This window comes from Haloleucobacter ellipsoideus (assembly GCF_052491725.1).
This window is the reverse complement of record NZ_JBQWAR010000014.1, coordinates 66,385-86,389: the sequence shown is the minus strand read 5'-3', so window position 1 is coordinate 86,389 and position 20,005 is coordinate 66,385. Positions and strand designations below refer to the sequence as shown.

Genomic DNA, 20,005 nt, shown 5'->3' with positions numbered 1-20,005 from the left:
GGACATGATGACCTGCGCCCTTTTCAAGCATCACGACAAGCAGAACATCACCACAGGGAGAGAAACCATGGAACTGACAGGCGAATACCGCATCGCCGCGCCGCGCGAAACCGTGTGGGCCGCCATTCTGGACCCGGACATGCTGCGCCAGTGCATTCCCGGCTGCAAGGAACTGGAGAAAAATGAGGACAACAGTTTCGCCGCCAAGGTGCAGCTGAAGATCGGCCCAGTCTCCGCCAATTTCAGCGGAACCGTGGAACTGCTGGACATGAATGCCCCCGAAAGCTGCCGTCTCACTGGCCAGGGCAATGGCGGCATTGCCGGTTTTGCCAAGGGCGAGGCCAGGGTGACCCTTGCCGAGGATAATGGCGAGACGGTCCTGTCCTATGTGGCGGATGCGCAGATTGGCGGAAAGCTCGCGGCCCTTGGCAACCGGCTCCTGCAATCCAGCGCACGCAAGCTGGCGGACCAGTTCTTCTCGGCCCTCGCCACCCGGGTTGGACAGCCGGAGGAGGCGGTTGCGGAAGCCGCCTCCTGAAACCTCAGACCCGACCCATGCGGGCCTGAGGGTCATTTTCCAGAGCATGAAGTGGGCCGGATCAGCGAATGCGGCCCACTCCTCCAGACTTCAGTTGCGTCCCTCATTTGCGATACGGATGAGATACTGCCCGTAATCGCTTTTACCGAGTTTCTGGCCGAGCCCGAGCAGGGCATCGGCATCGATCAGCCCCCTGTTGAAGGCGATCTCCTCCGGAGAGGCGATGCGTAGGCCCTGACGCTTCTCGATGGTGCGCACGAAGGTCGCCGCATCCACAAGGCTGTCATGGGTGCCGGTGTCGAGCCAGGCATAGCCGCGACCCATCATCTCCACATGCAGCTGTCCGCGCTTCAGATAGGCCTTGTTCACATCCGTGATTTCAAGCTCCCCGCGGGCGGAGGGCTTCAGGTTGGCGGCAATGTCCACCACCTGATGGTCATAGAAATACAGCCCCGTCACCGCCCAGTTGGAGCGCGGCGCCTTCGGCTTTTCCTCGATCGAGAGCGCATTGCGGTCCTTGTCGAACTCCACGATGCCGTAACGCTCGGGGTCATTCACATAATATGCGAAGACCGTTGCGCCATCGGTGCGCGCGCGGGCGGCATCCAGAAGCTTGGGCAGGCCGTGGCCGTGATAGATATTGTCCCCCAGAATGAGCGCCGAGGGGCCGCCGGCCACGAAATCCGCGCCGATATGGTAGGCCTGCGCCAGACCATCGGGGCTTGGCTGTTCGGCATAGGAGAACTCAAGCCCCCACTGGCTGCCATCGCCCAGCAGGCGCTGGAACTGCGGCAGGTCATGCGGGGTGGAGATGATGAGGATCTCGGTGATGCCCGCCAGCATCAGCACGCTGAGCGGATAGTAGATCATCGGCTTGTCATAGACCGGCATGAGCTGCTTGGAGGTGACAAGCGTGAGCGGGTGAAGGCGCGTGCCGCTGCCACCCGCCAGAATGATGCCCTTCATTGGTCTTTTCTCCTGCCCCAGCATTTTCAAGTGATGCTGATGATGCCGATACCCGAGCGCGGCCCGCCAGCCGGAAGGCGCGCCGATGCCTCACGCACCCTTTCTGTCCTCAACCAGGCCGAGGCGCTCACCGCCATAGACCTTCGAGCGCAGCGGGCCCCACCACCACTCATTGTCCAGATACCACTGCACCGTCTTCTCAAGGCCGGTATCGAAATTCTCCTGCGCCTTCCAGCCCAGTTCCGTTTCCAGCTTTGTCGCGTCGATGGCGTAGCGGTGGTCATGGCCGGGCCGGTCGGTCACGAAGGTGATGAGCTCGCGCCGGGGCTTTTGCGCCGGGCGCAGCCGGTCCAGCGTATCGCAGATGGTGTGGACCACCTGAAGGTTCGAGCGCTCATTGCGCCCGCCCACATTATAGGTCTCGCCCAGCCGCCCTGTGGTGAGGATGGTGAGCAGCGCGCGGGCGTGGTCTTCCACGAACAGCCAGTCACGCACATTGGAGCCGTCCCCATAGACCGGCAGCGGCTTGCCATCCAGTGCGTTCAGGATCACCAGCGGGATCAGCTTTTCCGGGAAGTGATACGGCCCGTAATTGTTGGAGCAGTTGGAGACCACCACCGGCAGCCCATAGGTGCGGTGCCACGCCACGGCCAGATGATCGGACGCCGCCTTGGAGGCCGAATAGGGCGAGGAGGGATCATAGGGCGTGGTCTCGGTGAACAGCCCATCCGCGCCCAGCGAGCCATAGACCTCATCGGTGGAGACATGGAGGAAGCGGAAACTGTCCTTCGCCGCCCCTTCCAGCGCGTTCCAGCGCGCACGCGCGGCCTCCAGCATCACATGGGTGCCGAGCACATTGGTCTCGATAAAGGCGCGCGAGCCGGAGATGGAGCGGTCCACATGGCTTTCGGCCGCCAGATGCATCACCGCATCCGGCTGCGTTTCCTCGAAGATGGCGCGGATGGCCTCCGCATCGCAGATATCCGCCCTGAAGAAGCGATAGCGCGGATCGTTGTCGATCGCCTTCAGCGAGGCAAGATTGCCCGCATAGGTGAGCTTGTCGACATTGATGACCTCATGGACCGTGTCCCGGATCAGATGCCGGCATACGGCCGAACCGATGAAGCCGGCCCCGCCGGTCACAAGAATACGCATATGGCCTCACATTTCGCAGGAAGGGGCAGCAGAGGAGCCCGCGCCCATGATCAGTCGAACCGGAACAGCACGGGCAGGTCGCGCAAGCGCGGCAGCTCGGCATCCTTGGCCGAAAGCACCGGGCCGTCCGCGCCCACCGGCCATTCAATGCCCAGATCGGGGTCATTCCAGATGACGCCGCCATCATCCTGCGGGCTGTAATAGCCGGTCACCTTGTACAGGAACTCCACATTCTCGGTGAGAGTGCAGAAGCCGTGGAGAAAGCCCTCGGGAATCCAGAGCTGCGCGCCATTGTCCGCGCTCAGCTCCACCGCCACATGCTGGCCGAAGGTGGGGGAGCCGTGGCGGATATCCACCGCCACATCCAGCACCGCGCCGCGCGTCACCCGCACCAGCTTGCCCTGCCCCGATGGCGGCTTCTGGAAATGGAGCCCCCGCAATGTGCCCTTCGCCGCCGACAGGGAGTGATTGTCCTGCACAAAGGTCACATCCGCCACCTGCTCGCGGAAGAGCCGGTCATTCCAGGTCTCGCTGAAAAAGCCGCGATGATCCCCGAAACGCTTCGGCGTCACCAGCTTCACCCCGGGAATCGCAAAGGCATGAACTTCCACGATGAAACTCCAAAATCAAACAGCGGACATGCTCGGAAAATCCGCCTGCGCTTATCCCATTACACCGTATGCGGGGCAACAAGCCATCGGCAAAAGATACATCCTCATATCCTGTCCGCACCATGGCCTGCATCGCCCGCCCAGGGGGCAAGCCTCAAGACCAGTTATACGCCGCCATCTTCCGGAAGAATCCCCCAGGCGGATGCATCCGGCAGGTTTCGGCCAGTATCGGCCTGTTGTCTTTTCCCCTTTCTCAACAGGGCGGACCTGCGTCGAAGGCAGTGCTTGCCGAATTCTGTTGTTCTGCAGCAAAATGGCATGAGACAATCACCCTGACGTAAAATCAGGGTGATATTTGGGACATGTATCCGGTATGATGACAGGACGCCCAGACGCAGGGACCAGGCTCTGGAAGCCGGAGGCGCTGGCCCTTCATGATCCGTTGACAGGTTTGCCCAACCACCTGTTGATGCGGGAGTTCCTGTCTGGCGCACTGGGTGCGGCGCGTCACGGGCTGGGTTCCGTTGCGGTTTGCACGCTCGATATCGATGATTTCAGCAGGCTGAATGACACCTATGGCTTCGCGCTGGGTGACCGGTTGCTGGTGGACATCACCCGCCGCCTGCGCCAGTGCCTGCGCGGCCATGATTTTCTGGCGCGGGTGGGCGTGGATGAATTCGTCATCGTGGCACCCGGCATTGAGGATGGCCTTGTTCTGGAGCGTCTGTGCGCGCGGATTCAGGATGCGATAACCGAACCCTTCGCCAGCACGGCTGAAATCACCCTGCCCGGCGGCGTGCATGGGCACAGCCAGATTTATCCCCAGGCAGCCATGGGCGTGGCCATGTCGCCACGGGATGCCATCGAGGTGGAGGGTCTGCTGGACTGCTCCCGGCTGGCGCTGGCCCAGGCCCGGCACCGGGGGCCCGGCACCCTGTGCTTCTTCGCATCGGACATGGAGCGCGCCCCCGAAAGCTCTTCGCTGGAAGGGGACCTGCGGCATGCCATCCTCTCCGGCCAGTTCATCCTCATGTATCAGCCGCGCTGGGGCACGCAGAACTGCGAGCTGCGCGGCGTGGAAGCGCTGATCCGCTGGAACCACCCCAAACTGGGACGCCTGAGCCCGGATGACTTCATTCCGCTGGCGGAACAGAGCGGCCTGATCATCCCCATCGGCTCATGGGTGCTGCGACAGGCCTGCGAAACCATTGCCCGCCTGCCCGGCCTGAATGTTTCGGTCAATGTTTCCGCGGTTCAGTTCCGCAATGACGATCTGGTCCGGGAAGTGGAAGAGGCCCTCGCCGATAGCGGCCTGCCCCCGCATCGCCTGGAACTGGAGATCACTGAAAGCGTGCTGATCGAGAATATCGAGAAGGCGCGGGACGTGATGGCCCGGCTGAAGAAGCTGGGCGTGCGCCTGGCCATGGATGATTTCGGCTCGGGCTACTCCTCGCTCGGATATCTGCGCCACTTTCCCTTTGATGCCCTGAAGATCGACTATCGTTTCATCGATGATCTGGACCGCACGCCCAACGGACTGGCCATTGTCGAGGCCATTCTGGGGCTGGGCCGGGCGCTGGGCATGCAGGTTGTGGCAGAGGGCGTGGGCAGCGCATCCCAGCTCGAACTGCTGCGCCGGGCCGATTGCGATGAAGTGCAGGGCTTCTACCTCGCCCCGCCCATGCTGATCGGGGAACTGCAAAGCTTCATGTCCCGTGACGATACCCCGCCCGTCCGGCCTGAAGCCTCATGACAGGCCGGCCCGCGGTCAATCCGCTGGGGCCGGGCTGCCTTGTCCTTGCGCTGACCTGCTCCCTCAGAGCCAGGGTGCGGTGCGATCGAGGCCAATGAGCGCATCCACCTCCACACGCGGGCGCACCACCGCCATCTGGTCACCACGCACCAGAACCTCGGGAATGAGCGGGCGGGTATTATAGGTGGAGGCCTGCACCGCGCCATAGGCTCCGGCGGTCATCACGGCGATGAGATCGCCGGCCTTCACCTCCGCCATGGGGCGGGCGAGGGCAAGGAAATCACCCGTTTCACAGACCGGGCCCACCACATCCGCCACCACCACCTGCGCCCCTTCAGGCGCCTGCCGCACGGGCAGAAGATCATGATGGGCTTCATACAGGGTGGGGCGGATCAGGTCATTCATGGCCGCATCGACGATCACGAATGTCTTGCCCTCTCCACGCTTCACATACAGCACCCGGGTGACGAGGATGCCGGCATTGGCCACGATCATCCGGCCCATCTCGAACACCAGCGGCAGCTTCAGGTCTCCCAGCGCCTTGAGCACGACCTGGGCATAGACATCCGGAGCGGGGGGAACGGGGTCACTGGCGGCATAGGGCACGCCCAGCCCGCCACCCAGATCCAGATGATGCAGCCTGTGCCCTGCCCCCGTCAGATCCCGCGCCAGCTGGGCCAGCAGGGTCACCGCATTCTCGAACGGCGCCATGTCGGTGATCTGGCTGCCGATATGCATGTCCACGCCGGTGATGGCGATGCCCGGCAGACGGGCGGCGGCATCATACACCTCCCGCGCACGGGAAATGGGAATGCCGAACTTGGTGGCGGAACGGCCGGTGGAAATCTTCTGGTGGGTGCGCGCATCCACATCCGGGTTCACCCGGACAGAGACAGGGGCGGTGCGCCCCAGGGCGCTGGCCACCTGCGAGAGGGCTTCCAGCTCCGGTTCGCTTTCCACATTGAAGCACAAGATGCCGGCGTTCAGGGCCTCGGCCATCTCGTCACGCGTCTTGCCGACGCCGGAGAACACGATGCGCTCGCCCGGAATGCCGGCAGCCAGAGCGCGGCGCAGCTCACCGGCCGAAACGATATCCGCCCCCGCGCCCATGCGGGCCAGCGTGGCGATGACGGACTGGTTGGAATTCGCCTTCAGCGCATAGCACAGCAATGCCTCGCGGCCGCGAAAGGCCTCCATGAACACCTGATAATGCCGCTCCAGCGTGGCGGAGGAGTAGCAGTAGAAAGGCGTGTGCACAGCCGCGGCCATGGCGGAAAGGTCCACACCTTCCGCATGCAGGCGGCCATCACGATAGCTGAAGTGATGCATGGCGAACTGAATCTCGAACAGTGGGGCGGGCGGATCTGGCGGAAGGGAACAGGCCCGGATCCGCTCACCGGCCCTGATGGGGGAGCGTTCCCGAAACCTGTCTGGACGGGTCTTTCCGGCCCGGCCGTACATGGCCGGACAGATCAGGCCCGCATGGCGGATCGCTCAGAGCAGCCCGTCAAGAATGAAGGGGCGGTCGGGAGAATAGGCACCACGCAGATGGTCCTTCTCCGCTTCACGATCAGACCCGCCCCAGCCGAATGTGGTGCCCGGCGTATTGTTGCCGCTGGGCATGCGCTCCAGAGACTTGGCCTGGTCATTCCAGTTGCTGACACTGGCGCTGCCGGCCTGTGCATTCTGGCCCTGACGGGCATTTGACGACGCATCCGGCGCACCCGGAGGCGGCTCAAGCGGCCCCTTCACACCGCACGCTGCAAGCGTGAGAGCGGAAAGAAGCACCAGGGGAAGAGTAAGGCGGCCCATGGGTATCCGAACTGTCGGGAATGAATTTGGGGGCCAATATAACCTGCATCGCGCCAAAGGCGAGCCCCTCCTGCATGACTCCTTTCGACAGCTTCTGGAGAAAACGGGCAAGCCCTTGTTTTGCATGGGATCTGATCGCCACAGATGCCAAAAGCCATGCCATTTTCACGTGTCTCCCCATCGGAATAATCATTATTCCAGCCTGCTGGCGCGCTATAGCCTGTCACAATTGCCGGGTACGGCCGGACTTCTCTCCCTTTTCTGGTTCTGCCCCATGCTCCACGCCTTGAGCGCCCTGCTCTCCCCTTCCCGCCTGTCCGCGGGCACAGCAATCAGGCTGGCCCTGCTGGCTCTGGCTGTCGCCTCCTTTGGAATTGGCACCACGGAGTTCGTGATTGTCGGCCTGCTGCCGAGCGTGGCGGCGGATCTGGGGGTGAGCATTCCCCGCGCCGGGCTTCTGGTCAGCGGCTATGCGCTGGGCGTGACGTTCGGCTCGCCCTTTCTGGCCATCGCCACGGCGCGGATGGACCGTCGGCAGGCACTGCTGCTGCTGATGGGAGTGTTCATCATCGGCAATCTGGCCTGCGCCATCGCGCCCGATTTCTGGCTGCTGATGGCGGCACGGGTGCTGACCTCCCTGTGCCACGGGGCCTTTTTCGGCCTTGGGGCGGTGGTCGCGGCGCAGATGGTGCAGCCGGGGCGCAAGGCGCAGGCCATCGCCATGATGTTTGCCGGCCTGACCCTGGCAAATGTTCTCGGCGTGCCTCTGGGCACCATGATCGGCGAGACATGGCACTGGCGCACGACCTTTCTGGCCGTGGTGCTGATTGGCCTTCTGGCGGCGCTGGCCCTGTTCCTGTGGCTGCCGCGCGGCCTGCCCATCGCGCCCATGCGCCTCTCCCAGGAGGTGAAGGCGGTGGCCAGGACACAGGTGATTCTGGCCATGAGCATTTCCATTCTGGTCTCGGCCAGCCTGTTCACGGTGTTCACCTATATCACGCCGCTGCTCACCACCCGGATCGGCATTTCCGCCCATGGGGTGACGGTGATGCTGCTGATTTTCGGGGCGGGCCTCACTGTCGGCAATTTTGCCGGGGGCTGGCTGGCGGATCGCCGGCTGATGCTCTCCCTCATCGGCATCATCTGTGTGCTGACCACGCTGCTCCTCCTGCTGCCGGCCACCACCACCGCCATGGTGCCGGCCGCCATCAGCCTGTTCATCTGGGGCGTGCTTGCATTCGCCGTGGTCGCCCCGCTCCAGACCCGTGTGGTGAATGAGGCCACACAGGCGCCCAATCTGGCTTCCACGCTCAATCAGGGCGCTTTCAATCTGGGCAATGCGGCCGGGGCCGGCCTTGGCGGGGCCGCGCTTACCGCCGGCTTCCAGTATGGAGAACTGCCCTGGCTGGCCGCGGGCCTGTGCGTCTTGGCCCTCATGCTCACCCTGTTCTCATGGCTGCTGGAACGCAAGACGGCACACAAGACCGCGGCACATGGCGGCGCCTCGTCCTGAAGTTCGGGAAAAGATGATCCATCACTGCGGTGGTGCCGGTGCGCCCGGCGCACTACACTGATGGCGCACATCCCCGCCCGCCCCGGACACCGGCCTTTCCTTCAGGATCATTTTCATGTCTGACACCGTGACCATCTGGCATAATCCGGCCTGCGGCACATCGCGCAAGACACTGGCGCTGCTGCGCGAGCATGGCATTGAGCCGCATATTGTCGAATATCTGAAGACCCCGCCCGGCCGCGATGAACTCGCCCGCGCCATTGTACAGGCCGGCCTGAAGGTGCGCGATGTGGTGCGGCGCAAGGGTGAGCTTTACGGCAAGCTCGGGCTTGATGACCCCGCCCTTTCGGATGATGCGCTGCTGGATGCGCTCGTCGCCCACCCGGCCCTGATCGAACGCCCTTTCGTGTTCACCGCCAGGGGCGTGCGCCTGTGCCGGCCGATGGAGCGTGTGCAGGAGATCCTTCCCTGACGGGTTTTCCCGACAGGCAACCTTCAGAAGAAACAGGCGAAGCGGCAGGGCCCCCGCCCTGCGCTGGGGACGGGATATGACAGACATCCGCCGGCCACATATCCGCTTTTGAAAATTATATTTCCCTATATAGTTCAAGCAAATTCAACATAAACAGAATATCTTCGCAACAGGAGCCCCATGACCAGCACCCAGCGGCCCGCCCCGTCCATTGCCGTGGATCTCATTGCAGTTCTTGCAGCGGTGACGGATGGCGCGCCACGGGTGATGACGCTGAAATCCGGCTCTGCCCTGCCCAGCGGCCCGTTCGAGCTGGAGCACCGCTCCCTGCAATCGGGCCTGCGTGCGTGGGTGGAGCAGAAAACCCAGCATCCGCTGGGCTATGTGGAGCAGCTCTACACCTTTGCCGACAAGGACCGGACCGGGCTGGAAAGCACCCAGCGCACCATCTCCATCAGCTATCTGGGCCTGACCCGGGCGCTGGATGATGCCGAGGCGGGCTGGCGCAGCTGGTATGAGTATTTCCCCTGGGAAGACCATCGCGAGGGTATGCCGGCGATCATCGGGGCCACCATCGCCCCGGCGCTGGAAGCCTGGGTGAGCGCCACGCGCAGCCCGGCGCAGAGACAGGCGCGGCGGCAGCGGGCGGATGTCACCTTCGGGCTCAATGACCATGCCTGGAACGAGGAGCTGACCCTCCAGCGCTATGAGCTGCTCTATGAGGCGATGCTGGTGCCGGAAAGCCGGCGCGAGATCATCGAGGCGGGGGAGGGCGCTTCATCTCGCACCCGCAACAAGATGCCCGAAGACTGTATCGCCGGACAGGACATGTTTGCCGATCACCGGCGCATTCTGGCCACCGCGATCGCCCGCCTGCGCGCCAAGATCAAGTATCGCCCGGTGGTGTTCGAGCTGATGCCGCCCACCTTCACCCTGCTTCAATTGCAGCGTTGCGTGGAGGCTCTGGCCGGCAGAACGGTCCATAAGCAAAATTTTCGTCGGCTGATGGAGGCCCAGGAACTGGTGGAGGAAACCGGCGAGACCACCTCCGAAACCATTGGCAGGCCAGCAAAACTTTTCCGCTTCCGCCATGCCGTTCTGGCCGAGCGGGCGATGGTGGGTTCAAAATTGCCGCTCGCACGCACTTGACAGATGGAATGCTCAAAATGAGTATATAAAAAAGATATGCTCAATGTGAGTATAAAGATATGTCTGTTGATCTTGCTGAACGACCCTCCGCCGCGTGCACGCCAACACGCCTGCCCGCCTCCCCCTCGGGCCGCACGGGTGATGCTGCACCTGCACACAGCCCGGCGCTGCCGGAAGCCTTTTTCCGCACGGCGGATCTGTATGAGCGGGTACGCCGTGTGGTGCCCGCCGCAGACTGGGCGCTGTTCGCCGATGATGTGGAAGCCATTCTGCGGCTGAAGCGCGAGCGCAATGCCGTTATCCTCGCCCACAATTACCAGACCCCGGAAATCTTCCACTGCGTCTCCGATATTGTCGGGGACAGCCTGGCGCTGGCGCGTGAGACGATGACGGTGGATGCCGATGTCATCGTGCTGGCCGGGGTCTATTTCATGGCCGAAACCGCCAAGCTGCTGAACCCCGGCAAGACGGTGCTCATCCCCGATGCCGCCGCCGGCTGCTCGCTCGCCGATTCCATCACGGCGGCAGATGTGCGCCTCATGCGCGCCGCCAATCCCGGCGTGCCGGTCATCGCCTATGTGAACACCTCGGCGGATGTGAAGGCGGAAGTCGATATCTGCTGCACCTCCGGCAATGCCGTGAAGGTGGTCAACTCCCTCAATGTGCCCAAGGTCATCATGCTGCCGGACCAGTATCTGGCGAAGAATGTGGCCGCAGAAACCGATGTGGAGATTCTGAGCTGGGCCGGCCAGTGCGAGGTGCACGAGCTGTTCACCCCGCAGGATGTGCGGGATCTGCGCGAGGCGCATCCGGGGGTCACCGTTCTGGCGCATCCCGAATGCACGCCGGAAGTGGTGGCGGAAGCGGACTTTTCCGGTTCCACCGCCGCCATCGCCACCTATGTGGGAGAAAAGCGGCCCGCCCGCGTGGTTCTGCTCACCGAATGCTCGATGAGCGACAATATCGCCGTGAAGTATCCTGATCTCGATTTTGTGCGCCCGTGCAATCTGTGCCCGCACATGAAGAAGATCACCCTCGCCAATATTCGCGCCGCGCTGGAAAACAACACCCATGAAGTGGTGCTGGACCCGAACACGGCGGAAAAGGCGCGTCTCTCCGTTGAGCGGATGCTGGCGGTATGAGCCCGGCCCTCGCCGCCCTTCATGGTCAGCCGGTCATCATCGGGGCCGGGCTGGCGGGGCTTTCCGCGGCGCTGTTTCTGGCGCCGCGCCCGGTGGTGCTCATCTCCCGCGCGGCGTTGGAGCTGGATGGCTCCAGCCCGCTGGCGCAGGGCGGCATGGCCGCGGCCCTTGATGACGAGGACAGCGTGGAGCTGCATCTGGCAGACACGCTGAAAGCCGGGGCGGGCCTGTGCGATGCCGACATGGCCCGGCGGATTCTGGCGGCGGCCCCGCAGGCGATCGAGGCCCTGCTGCGGATCGGCACGGCGTTCGATCGTGATGCGACAGGCGCGCTGGCGCTGGGGCTGGAGGCGGCGCACAGCCGCCACCGCATTGCCCATGCCCAGGGTGATGGCACGGGGCGAGAGGCAGTGCGGGCGCTCACCGCTGCGGTGCGGGCGCAGCCTTCCATCACTGTTCTGGAGCATGTGGATGTGCGCCGCCTGCTGGTGGAGGATGGCGCGATCAGCGGCATCATGCTGGCCGGCCATGTGGAAGGCGCGATCCTGCGCACCCGGCAGGTGGTTCTGGCCACGGGCGGGGCAGGGGCGCTGTTTGCCCACACCACCAACCCTCCCGGTTCCTTCGGGGCAGGGCTAGCGCTGGCCGCCCGCGCCGGGGCCGAGCTTGCAGATCTCGAATTCGTGCAGTTCCACCCCACCGCCCTGGCCCTTCCCGGGCGGGAAGGGGGCCGCACGCCCCTCATCAGCGAGGCGGTGCGGGGGGAGGGCGCCATTCTGGTGAATGGGACAGGCACACGCTTCATGGCTGACGTGCCGGGGGCGGAACTCGCGCCGCGTGATGTGGTGGCGCGGGCTGTCTGGGCGCAGATCCAGCAGGGGGAAAGCGTGTTTCTGGATGCGCGCGCCTGTCTTGGGCCGCGCTTTGCCACCCGCTTTCCCACCATTGCGGCGGCCTGCGCGGCGGCGGGCATTGACCCGGCACAGGCTCTCATCCCCATCCGGCCCGCCGCGCATTATCACATGGGCGGCATTGCGGTGGATCCGCATGGGCGCAGCACCGTGCCGGGGCTCTGGGCCTGTGGCGAGGTTGCCTCCACCGGCCTGCACGGGGCAAACCGGCTGGCCAGCAACTCGCTGGTGGAGGCTGTGGTGTGCGGCCGCTGGGTGGCGGAGGATATTGCCGGGCATGAGGCGCCTTCTCCGGCCCGGCGCGTTCTGGGAGAAATGCCGCCCGGAGCCGATGCCGCATTCGCCCGCGCCATTCTGTCCCGCCATCTGGGCGTTCTGCGGGATGGGGCGGGCCTGCATGAGGCCATCTGCGCCCTGCTGCCACGGGCTGAAACGCCCGGCCCGGCCAGTGACCCGGCCCTTGTGGGCCTGATGATGGCCATCAGCGCCCTGCGGCGCGAGGAAAGCCGGGGCGGGCACTGGCGTACGGATTTTCCGGCTCCCGCCCCACCACGGCGCTCACGCCTCAACCTGCAGGCCGCCCTTTCGGCGGCGCGCGCCATTGCCGCCCATGCGGCCCCTCTTGGACACACCAACTGACGGAACCCCGTGCGATGGACCCTTGCCCGCTGCCTGACCTGATGATCGAGCCCATCATCCGTGCCGCCCTGCTGGAAGATCTCGGCCGGGCAGGGGATATCACCTCTGATGCCATCATCCCGCAGGATTACCGGACCCATATGGTCATCACCGCCCGCCAGCATGGCGTGGTGGCGGGGCTGGATTGTGCCCGGCTGGCCTTCCGCCTGATGGACCCCGCCATCCAGTTCCGTCCTGCGGCACGCGATGGGGCCAAGGTGGGGCCGGGTGACATCATCGCCCATGTGGAGGGCCCGGGGCGCGGGGTGCTGACAGGGGAGCGCACGGCGCTGAACCTGCTCTGCCGTCTCTCCGGCATCGCCTCGGCCACGGCCGGGCTGGTGGAGGCCGTCAGCGGCCACAAGGCGCAGATTGTCTGCACCCGCAAGACCACTCCCGGCCTGCGCGCGCTGGAGAAATATGCCGTGCGGGCAGGGGGCGGCTCCAATCACCGCTTCGGGCTGGATGATGCCGTTCTGGTGAAGGACAACCACATCGCCATTGCCGGCTCGGTGCGCGAAGCGGTGGCGCGGGTGCGCAGGCATGCCGGCCATATGGTGAAAATCGAGGTGGAGGTGGACACCCTGACCCAGCTTGAGGAATTGCTGGCGCTGGGCGTGGATGCCGTTCTGCTGGACAATATGTCGCCTGAAACGCTCAAGACCGCTGTAGGAATGGTGGGCGGGCGGATGATCACCGAAGCCTCGGGCCGGGTCACCCGTGAGAGCGCACCGGCCATTGCCGCCGCGGGGGTGGATCTGATCTCGGTCGGCTGGCTCACCCATTCCGCCCCGATCCTCGATCTGGGGCTGGACACGCACTGACGCCCCGCCCGAAAAAGCGAGGCGAAACCTACATCTGGGTGCGGGCGCGTATGGCTGCCGAAAGCGTGCCCTCATCCAGATAATCCAGCTCCCCGCCGACAGGCACGCCCTGCGCCAGACGGGTCACGCGCACATCAAGCTCGCGCAGCAGGTCTGTAATATAGTGCGCGGTGGTCTGACCATCGACTGTCGCGCCCAGGGCAAGCACCACCTCCCGCACGTCCTCGCGCACCACACGCCCTGTCAGGCTGGCGAGATTGAGGTCATCCGGCCCCACGCCATCCAGCGGCGAAAGGACGCCCCCCAGCACATGGTAACGGGCATTCAGCACGCTGGCCCGCTCCAGCGCCCATAGATCCCCCACATCGGCCACCACAACCAGCACGCCCTTTTCGCGCGTGGCGTCCGTGCACACGGTGCAGGGGTTGCAGACATCCACATTGCCGCAGATCTCGCATTCCACGATCTTTTCCAGCGCATCGGCCATGGCGCGGGACAGCGGATCCATCAGCCCCTCGCGCCGCTTGATGAGATGCAAGGCGGCGCGGCGCGCGGAACGCGGCCCAAGGCCCGGCAGGCGGGCAAGCAACTGGATGAGCCGTTCAATCTCCGGCCCGGCAATGGCACGAGGCATGAATGATAAGACCGTTTCCCTGGGGCCGAACAGCCCTGTTGTCTTCCTGTAGCCTGTGCAGGTGGCAACGCCAAGGCGGGAGGTTCCAGATCCTGCCCGCACCTTCCGGCCAACACCGCAGCATGCATGTCATATCGTGTTTAGGAGCCCGGATCACAAAGCTTTGAGATGTGTCATCAGCCGCTGAAACTTGGAAAATGCTTGGATGTGGGCCACAATGGTAACAGAAAACTCCAGGCACCCGGCATGTGTCGCATATCGCGAGAAATATCGCCCTATGGTTGCATGACGAGGCCACCTATATCAGTAAAACGCTAATTTTCAGGCCGCCACAGCTCCGATTATGTCCTTCAGGGCGATATATGAAAGCGCCTGTCCTTGCTGTTCGGCCTTCTAGAGAACAAAGCTTGCTCTGATTACGCCTGCTGTTTTTCATCATTGTGGATTGTCAGCTGAATCTGTTCTGCTATAGGACGGTATTAAGGCCTTGAATGCTTTACACCGAAGTCAAGCTTCAATGCTGGTCCGTCAATCGCGGTAACAATCAAGCGAAAGGATTTTCCGTGAGCGAATCCGCATCCAGCACGCCGCAGTCAAGCCATATTGACTTCACTGCGGATATTGTCGCGGCTTATGTCAGCAACAATAGTGTGGCAGCAAATGATCTGCCTGCACTGATCGAATCCGTCCATCGCGCTCTTGGCCAGCTCGGCACGCCCGCATCCGCCCCGGTGGAAGAGCTCAAGCCCGCCGTTCCGGTCAAGAAGTCGGTGACCCCTGACTTCATCATCTGCCTGGAAGACGGGAAGAAGTTCAAATCGCTGAAGCGCCATTTGCGCACCAGCTATGGCATGACCCCGGAAGCCTATCGCGAGAAGTGGGGCCTGCCGAAGGACTACCCCATGGTTGCCCCGGCCTATGCCGCCGCCCGCTCCGAACTGGCCAAGAATATGGGCCTTGGACAGAGCCGCAAGAAGGCCGCCGCCACTCCGGCGCGCAAGCCGGCCGCACCCCGCCGCAAGGCGCCGACAACTCCGGCATCCTGATCCCGGAGCTGGAATTTCCTTTCCGCCGGCCCGTCCTCCCGGATGAGCCGGATCGCGTGATTGCACGCCGGTCTCGTTACGCTTTCAGATCATCCGCGTAATGAGACCGGTGCAGCCCGCCTGACAGGAGCCGGATGCAAGGCTGCCCCCAGCGTCCAGGCCCCGGGCTCTTTCCATGCCGGCGCTCCGGAAGAACGGTGCGCGCACCGCCCGGCTCAATCAACGCCAAGACGGCGCAATATATCGTCCAGCTGCTCAAGCGAGGCATAGCGCAGGCGCACCTCGCCCGCTTCGCCCCGGCTTTCAATGGACGCATCCACGCCTACAATCTCCGCCAGCCGCCGTTCAAGAGCGAGAATATCGGCGGATTTCGCCACCGGCGTCCTGACCGGACGGGCAGGGGCGGGCGCGCCAGTCACCGGTGCCTTTGCCAGCGCCTCGACATCGCGCACATTCAGCCCCTTCTCGACAACCTCACGGGCCATCTTTTCCGGGTCGTCATGAGCCAGAAGGGCGCGGGCGTGACCGGCCGTGAGGCGACCATCCTCCACATAGGCCTTCACACTGGCTGGCAGCTTCAGCAGACGCAGCGTATTGGCGATATGACTGCGGCTCTTGCCGATCACCTTGGCCAGATCCGCCTGCGTATAGGCGAACTCTTCCATCAGGGCCTCATAGCCCTGCGCTTCCTCAACCGCGTTCAGATCCGAGCGCTGGACATTCTCGATGATGGCGATTTCCAGCGCCTCACGGTCTGTCAGCTCCAGCACCACGACAGGCACATCATGCAGGGCCGCGCGCTGCGCCGCACGCCAGCGCCGTTCACCTGCCACGATCTCGAACATATCCGGCTCCGGCAGGGCGCGGACCACGATGGGCTGGATGATGCCCTTCTCGCGGATGGAAGCCGTCAGATCCTCCAGCCCTTCCTCAACGAAGGCCCGACGCGGATTGCGCGGGCTGGGGCGGACATGCTCGATGGGCAAACGGCGCGGCGCGCCACTGCCCGCCTGCCCGGGGCGCACGGCCGGCTCCGGTGTCTCGCTGATTTCGCCGATCAGTGCGGCAAGGCCCCGGCCGAGCCGGGAACGCGGTTCTTCCGCCATGATACTTCTGTCCTGTTCACGCATCTCGTCAGGTTGCGGCAACCGCGCCGCACGGCTTCAGGCCGGGGCCAGATTTCAGGCCGCGGCGCTGGCCCGCATCGCCCGCTCACGCTGGATGATTTCGGAGGCAAGCCGCAGATATGCCTGTGAGCCGGCGCATTTCAGATCATAAAGAAGAGCTGGCTTACCATAGGATGGGGCCTCGGACACACGCACATTGCGCGGAATCACCGTTTCATACACCTTGGCCCCAAAATGATTGCGCACATCCTGCTCCACCTGCGTGGAGAGATTGTTGCGCCCATCATACATGGTGAGCACGATGCCCTGTATATCCAGAGCCGGATTGAGGCTGGCCTTTACCTGATTGACCGTGCTGATGAGCTGGGAAAGCCCTTCCAGCGCAAAGAACTCGCACTGAAGCGGCACCAGTATGGCATCGGCCGCCACCATCGCATTCAGCGTCAGCAGCGAGAGGGAGGGCGGGCAATCCACCAGCACATAGGAATAGCGTTCGCCTGACTGATCAGGGTTCAGTGAATCGATCGCCTGCCGGAGCCGGAAATTCCTGTCCTTTTCGGCGGCGATCTGCAGCTCGAAACTGGCGAGATCCTGTGTCGCCGGCAGAAGGTTCAGGCGCGGCACGCAGCTCTTGATGATGGCCTCCCGCAGCGGCACATCTCCCATGAGCACATCATAGGAGGTGAGCTTGCGGGCAGGGGGCGGCACGCCCAGACCCGTGGAGGCATTGCCCTGGGGGTCCAGATCGAGCACCAGCACATCCTCACCGATGGCGGCAAGAGCGGTGCCCAGATTGATGGCCGTTGTGGTCTTGCCCACGCCGCCCTTCTGATTCGCCAGAGCCAGAATGCGCGGACGCACCGGCGCACCCGGTTCGCGGGCAGAAGAGGTGGAAGCGGTGTTCGTCATGGTCATGATCCTCGACGCATCGGTTCCCGACCCGTCTCAGCCTGCGGCGACAGACATTCGGCCGCCGGAAAGGTGAACCCCAAGCCTTTGAAAAAGCTGGGAAAGGCCGATGAGGAACATCATCGGCCCCTATATTAAGATGCTCCAGGCCACATCTCAACCTGATCCGAGCGGTCTTGCCTCCCGGATGATCAGGATTCGACCCTCCGGGTCACTCAGGCTGGTGGCTTCATTCACATCCAGTGTCCAGCCTTTGCGGGCCTCGGTCAATTCCCGCGCCGCATCACGCCCCTTGGGAAAAAGAGCCAGAGCCCCCGCCGCAAGGAAAGGCCCGGCCAGATCCAGCAGTCGGGGCAGGGGGGCCAGGGCACGGGCTGAAACCACATCCGTACCCGGGGCAAGGGCCGGCGCAACCGCCTCGATCCGCTGGGGATGGACCTGCACGGGAAGGTTCGCGACACGCCCGGCTTCCCGCAGGAAGGCCGCCTTGCGGGTATCGCTTTCCACAAGATGCATCTGCGCGCCCTCCCGCTCCGCCAGAACGGCAGCCACCACAAGGCCGGGAAACCCGCCGCCCGAACCAAGATCCACCCAGCGCCGGGCATCCTTCGGTGCATGCTCCAGCAGCTGGAGGGAATCGGCGATATGGCGCTGCCACAGATCCGGCAGGCTGGAGGGAGCCACCAGATTGATGGTCTTTTGCCATTTCACCAAAAGCGCGGCGATGGTTTCCAGCCGGGCGAATGTTTCATGTGAAACATTTTGCGCAATGGCCCGCTTGTGCCGGTCCTCATCCATGCCGCTCATATCGTCTTTCCTGCCTTGAGAGAGGGATGAATCATCCCCGCTATCCACATGCCCGCCATATACCCCGATCAGGCATCCTAGCCCGCTGCCCGGACATGCCGGCGGGCATGGGTTGCCAGAAGGGTCAGGGCTGCCGGGGTCATGCCCTCCATCCGCCCCGCCTGGCCAATCGTGCGCGGGCGCACCCGCACAAGGCGCTGCTTCAGTTCGTTTGAAAGGCCGGAAAGCCCCTCATAGTCCAGATCCTCCGGCAGCACGAGATCCTCATCGCGCCGGAGCACGGCAATATCCGCCGCCTGCCGTTCCAGATAGACGGCATATTTCGCATCGATCTCCACCTGCCCGGCAATGGCGGCATCCACAGCGCCCAGCTCCGGCCAGAGGGCGGCGAGGCGGGCCATGTCGATATCGGGATAGGCCAGCAGATCAAAGGCACTTCGCCGCTGTCCATCCTGATTCACACTCAGCCCCGCCCGCGCCGCCTCCGTGGGCGTGATGGTGAGCGTGCGGGCCAGTGCGCGGGCCTGTTCCAGCGCCGCCTTGCGGCGGGCGAAATGAGCGGCCCGCTCCGCACCCACAAGCCCCAAAACCTCCCCGCGGCCTGTCAGGCGCTGGTCTGCATTGTCAGCCCGGAGGGTGAGGCGGTATTCGGCGCGCGAGGTGAACATGCGATAGGGCTCGCTCACCCCCCGCGTGACCAGATCATCCACCATCACACCCAGATAGGCCTCGGCGCGATCAAACACCGCCCCATCCTGCCCGGATGCCCGCCGCGCCGCATTCAGCCCGGCCAGAAGCCCCTGCGCGCCGGCCTCCTCATAACCTGTGGTGCCATTGATCTGCCCGGCAAGGAACAGCCCCTGCACACGGCGTGTCTCAAGAGTGGGGTCCAGCTCGCGCGGGTCCACATGGTCATACTCGATCGCATAGCCGGGGCGGATGATCTCCACCTTTTCCAGACCGGGAATCGAGCGCAGGAATGCGAACTGCACATCCGCCGGCAGGGAAGAGGAGACCCCGTTGGGATAGACGGTGTGATCATCCAGCCCCTCCGGTTCCAGAAAGATCTGGTGGTTGTCCCGGTCCGCAAACCGCACCACCTTGTCCTCGATGGAGGGGCAATAGCGCGGCCCGGTGCTGGCGATGCGTCCGGAATACATGGCCGAACGGCCAAGATTGGCGCGAATGATGTCGTGCGTCTGGGCGGTGGTCCGCGTCACGCCGCATTCCACCTGCGGGTTGGGCAGATGGGTGGTGAGGGCAGAGAAGGGCTCCGGATCCTCATCGCCCGGCTGCATGTCGAGGGATGCCCAGTCAATGGTGCGGCCATCCAGCCGGGCCGGCGTGCCGGTCTTCAGCCGCCCGAGAGAAAGACCCAGACGGGCAAGGGCAGGGGAGAGACCAAGGGCCGGTTTTTCATCTATGCGCCCTGCCGGCCAGCTTTCCTCCCCCAGATGGATGAGCCCATTGAGGAAGGTACCGGTGGTGAGCACCACTGCGCCACACACATATTCCCGCCCATCGGCAAGGCGCAGCCCGCTGACGCGCCTGCCCTGCATCAGCAGGTCATCTGCCTCGCCCTCCACAATGGTCAGGTTTTCCTGCCCGGCGAGAGCGAGCTGCATGGCCTTTGCATAGAGCTTGCGGTCTGCTTGCGCACGCGGCCCGCGCACCGCTGGCCCCTTGCGCCGGTTGAGCATGCGAAACTGGATGCCGCCCTGATCCGCCACCTTGCCCATCAATCCGTCGAGCGCATCAATCTCGCGCACCAGATGGCCCTTGCCGAGACCGCCAATCGCCGGATTGCAGGACATGATCCCGATGGTGGCGGCAGAGTGGGTGACGAGGGCGGTGCGCGCACCGGCGCGGGCAGAGGCGGCGGCGGCCTCACATCCGGCATGGCCGCCACCCACGACAATCACATCGAAGGCGGCAGAAGGGGCAGACTGGTTCATGAA

The 20,005-nt window shown here is 64.0% G+C and carries 19 protein-coding genes; 9 read left to right on the top strand and 10 right to left on the bottom strand.

Annotation, left to right across the window (positions count from 1 at the left end):
• The first annotated feature begins 67 nt into the window (after positions 1-67).
• Complete coding sequence (locus ACT6QG_RS03080) at positions 68-538, top strand: SRPBCC family protein (RefSeq protein ID WP_444976130.1); 471 nt, start codon at positions 68-70, stop codon at positions 536-538.
• Positions 539-628: 90 nt separating this feature from the next.
• Here the strand turns inward: ACT6QG_RS03080 and rfbA are convergent, their stop codons facing one another.
• From rfbA to rfbC, 3 genes are all read right to left on the bottom strand, one after another.
• Positions 629-1,504: a glucose-1-phosphate thymidylyltransferase RfbA gene (gene rfbA, locus ACT6QG_RS03075; protein ID WP_444976129.1), complete on the bottom strand. Its 876-nt coding sequence runs from the start codon at positions 1,502-1,504 to the stop codon at positions 629-631.
• A gap of 90 nt (positions 1,505-1,594) precedes the next feature.
• A complete protein-coding gene (gene rfbB, locus ACT6QG_RS03070) occupies positions 1,595-2,659 on the bottom strand; it encodes a dTDP-glucose 4,6-dehydratase (protein ID WP_444976128.1) in 1,065 nt (354 codons plus the stop codon).
• Between the two features lie 50 nt (positions 2,660-2,709).
• A complete protein-coding gene (gene rfbC / locus ACT6QG_RS03065; protein WP_444976127.1) occupies positions 2,710-3,270 on the bottom strand; it encodes a dTDP-4-dehydrorhamnose 3,5-epimerase in 561 nt (186 codons plus the stop codon).
• Between the two features lie 373 nt (positions 3,271-3,643).
• On the opposite strand from rfbC, the gene ACT6QG_RS03060 reads away from it, so the two are divergent.
• A complete protein-coding gene (locus ACT6QG_RS03060) occupies positions 3,644-5,023 on the top strand; it encodes a putative bifunctional diguanylate cyclase/phosphodiesterase (RefSeq protein WP_444976126.1) in 1,380 nt (459 codons plus the stop codon).
• A 63-nt stretch (positions 5,024-5,086) separates the two neighbouring features.
• Here ACT6QG_RS03060 and lysA read toward each other — a convergent pair whose 3' ends face one another.
• Together lysA and lptM are read right to left on the bottom strand one after the other, a co-directional pair.
• Positions 5,087-6,352 carry a diaminopimelate decarboxylase gene (gene lysA / locus ACT6QG_RS03055; RefSeq protein WP_444976125.1) on the bottom strand — a complete coding sequence of 422 codons (1,266 nt, stop codon included), beginning with the start codon at positions 6,350-6,352 and terminating at the stop codon, positions 5,087-5,089.
• 165 nt (positions 6,353-6,517) lie between these two features.
• The gene (gene lptM, locus ACT6QG_RS03050; RefSeq protein ID WP_444976124.1) at positions 6,518-6,835 is read right to left on the bottom strand and encodes an LPS translocon maturation chaperone LptM; all 318 of its coding nucleotides are present in this window, start codon (positions 6,833-6,835) and stop codon (positions 6,518-6,520) included.
• Positions 6,836-7,109: 274 nt separating this feature from the next.
• Between lptM and ACT6QG_RS03045 the strand changes: the two genes are divergently transcribed.
• The 6 genes from ACT6QG_RS03045 (at position 7,110) to nadC (ending at position 13,524) form a co-directional block, all read left to right on the top strand.
• Positions 7,110-8,348 (top strand): MFS transporter, encoded by a 1,239-nt coding sequence (locus ACT6QG_RS03045; RefSeq protein WP_444976123.1) that lies wholly within the window; start codon positions 7,110-7,112, stop codon positions 8,346-8,348.
• Between the two features lie 115 nt (positions 8,349-8,463).
• The gene (arsC, locus tag ACT6QG_RS03040) at positions 8,464-8,820 is read left to right on the top strand and encodes an arsenate reductase (glutaredoxin) (protein ID WP_444976122.1); all 357 of its coding nucleotides are present in this window, start codon (positions 8,464-8,466) and stop codon (positions 8,818-8,820) included.
• Positions 8,821-9,000: 180 nt separating this feature from the next.
• Complete coding sequence (locus ACT6QG_RS03035) at positions 9,001-9,969, top strand: NUDIX hydrolase (protein WP_444976121.1); 969 nt, start codon at positions 9,001-9,003, stop codon at positions 9,967-9,969.
• Positions 9,970-10,028: 59 nt separating this feature from the next.
• A complete protein-coding gene (gene nadA, locus ACT6QG_RS03030) occupies positions 10,029-11,111 on the top strand; it encodes a quinolinate synthase NadA (RefSeq protein WP_444976120.1) in 1,083 nt (360 codons plus the stop codon).
• On the top strand, positions 11,108-12,661 hold the full coding sequence (locus ACT6QG_RS03025; RefSeq protein ID WP_444976119.1) for an L-aspartate oxidase: 1,554 nt from the start codon (positions 11,108-11,110) through the stop codon (positions 12,659-12,661). Before nadA ends, ACT6QG_RS03025 begins: the two co-directional genes overlap by 4 nt.
• 14 nt (positions 12,662-12,675) lie before the next feature.
• A complete protein-coding gene (gene nadC / locus ACT6QG_RS03020; protein WP_444976118.1) occupies positions 12,676-13,524 on the top strand; it encodes a carboxylating nicotinate-nucleotide diphosphorylase in 849 nt (282 codons plus the stop codon).
• Between the two features lie 28 nt (positions 13,525-13,552).
• Here the strand turns inward: nadC and recR are convergent, their stop codons facing one another.
• Positions 13,553-14,158: a recombination mediator RecR gene (gene recR / locus ACT6QG_RS03015; protein ID WP_444976117.1), complete on the bottom strand. Its 606-nt coding sequence runs from the start codon at positions 14,156-14,158 to the stop codon at positions 13,553-13,555.
• A gap of 563 nt (positions 14,159-14,721) precedes the next feature.
• Here recR and ACT6QG_RS03010 point away from each other — a divergent pair.
• On the top strand, positions 14,722-15,204 hold the full coding sequence (locus tag ACT6QG_RS03010; protein WP_444976116.1) for a Ros/MucR family transcriptional regulator: 483 nt from the start codon (positions 14,722-14,724) through the stop codon (positions 15,202-15,204).
• A gap of 215 nt (positions 15,205-15,419) precedes the next feature.
• Here the strand turns inward: ACT6QG_RS03010 and ACT6QG_RS03005 are convergent, their stop codons facing one another.
• From ACT6QG_RS03005 to mnmG, 4 genes are all read right to left on the bottom strand, one after another.
• Positions 15,420-16,310 (bottom strand): ParB/RepB/Spo0J family partition protein, encoded by an 891-nt coding sequence (locus ACT6QG_RS03005; protein ID WP_444976115.1) that lies wholly within the window; start codon positions 16,308-16,310, stop codon positions 15,420-15,422.
• A 75-nt stretch (positions 16,311-16,385) separates the two neighbouring features.
• Positions 16,386-17,246: a ParA family protein gene (locus ACT6QG_RS03000; protein ID WP_444976114.1), complete on the bottom strand. Its 861-nt coding sequence runs from the start codon at positions 17,244-17,246 to the stop codon at positions 16,386-16,388.
• A gap of 150 nt (positions 17,247-17,396) precedes the next feature.
• Positions 17,397-18,047, bottom strand: a complete 651-nt coding sequence (gene rsmG / locus ACT6QG_RS02995; protein ID WP_444976113.1) for a 16S rRNA (guanine(527)-N(7))-methyltransferase RsmG — start codon at positions 18,045-18,047, stop codon at positions 17,397-17,399.
• 77 nt (positions 18,048-18,124) lie between these two features.
• Positions 18,125-20,002, bottom strand: coding sequence for a tRNA uridine-5-carboxymethylaminomethyl(34) synthesis enzyme MnmG (gene mnmG / locus ACT6QG_RS02990; RefSeq protein WP_444976112.1), 1,878 nt, complete (start codon positions 20,000-20,002; stop codon positions 18,125-18,127).
• Positions 20,003-20,005: the final 3 nt, after the last annotated feature.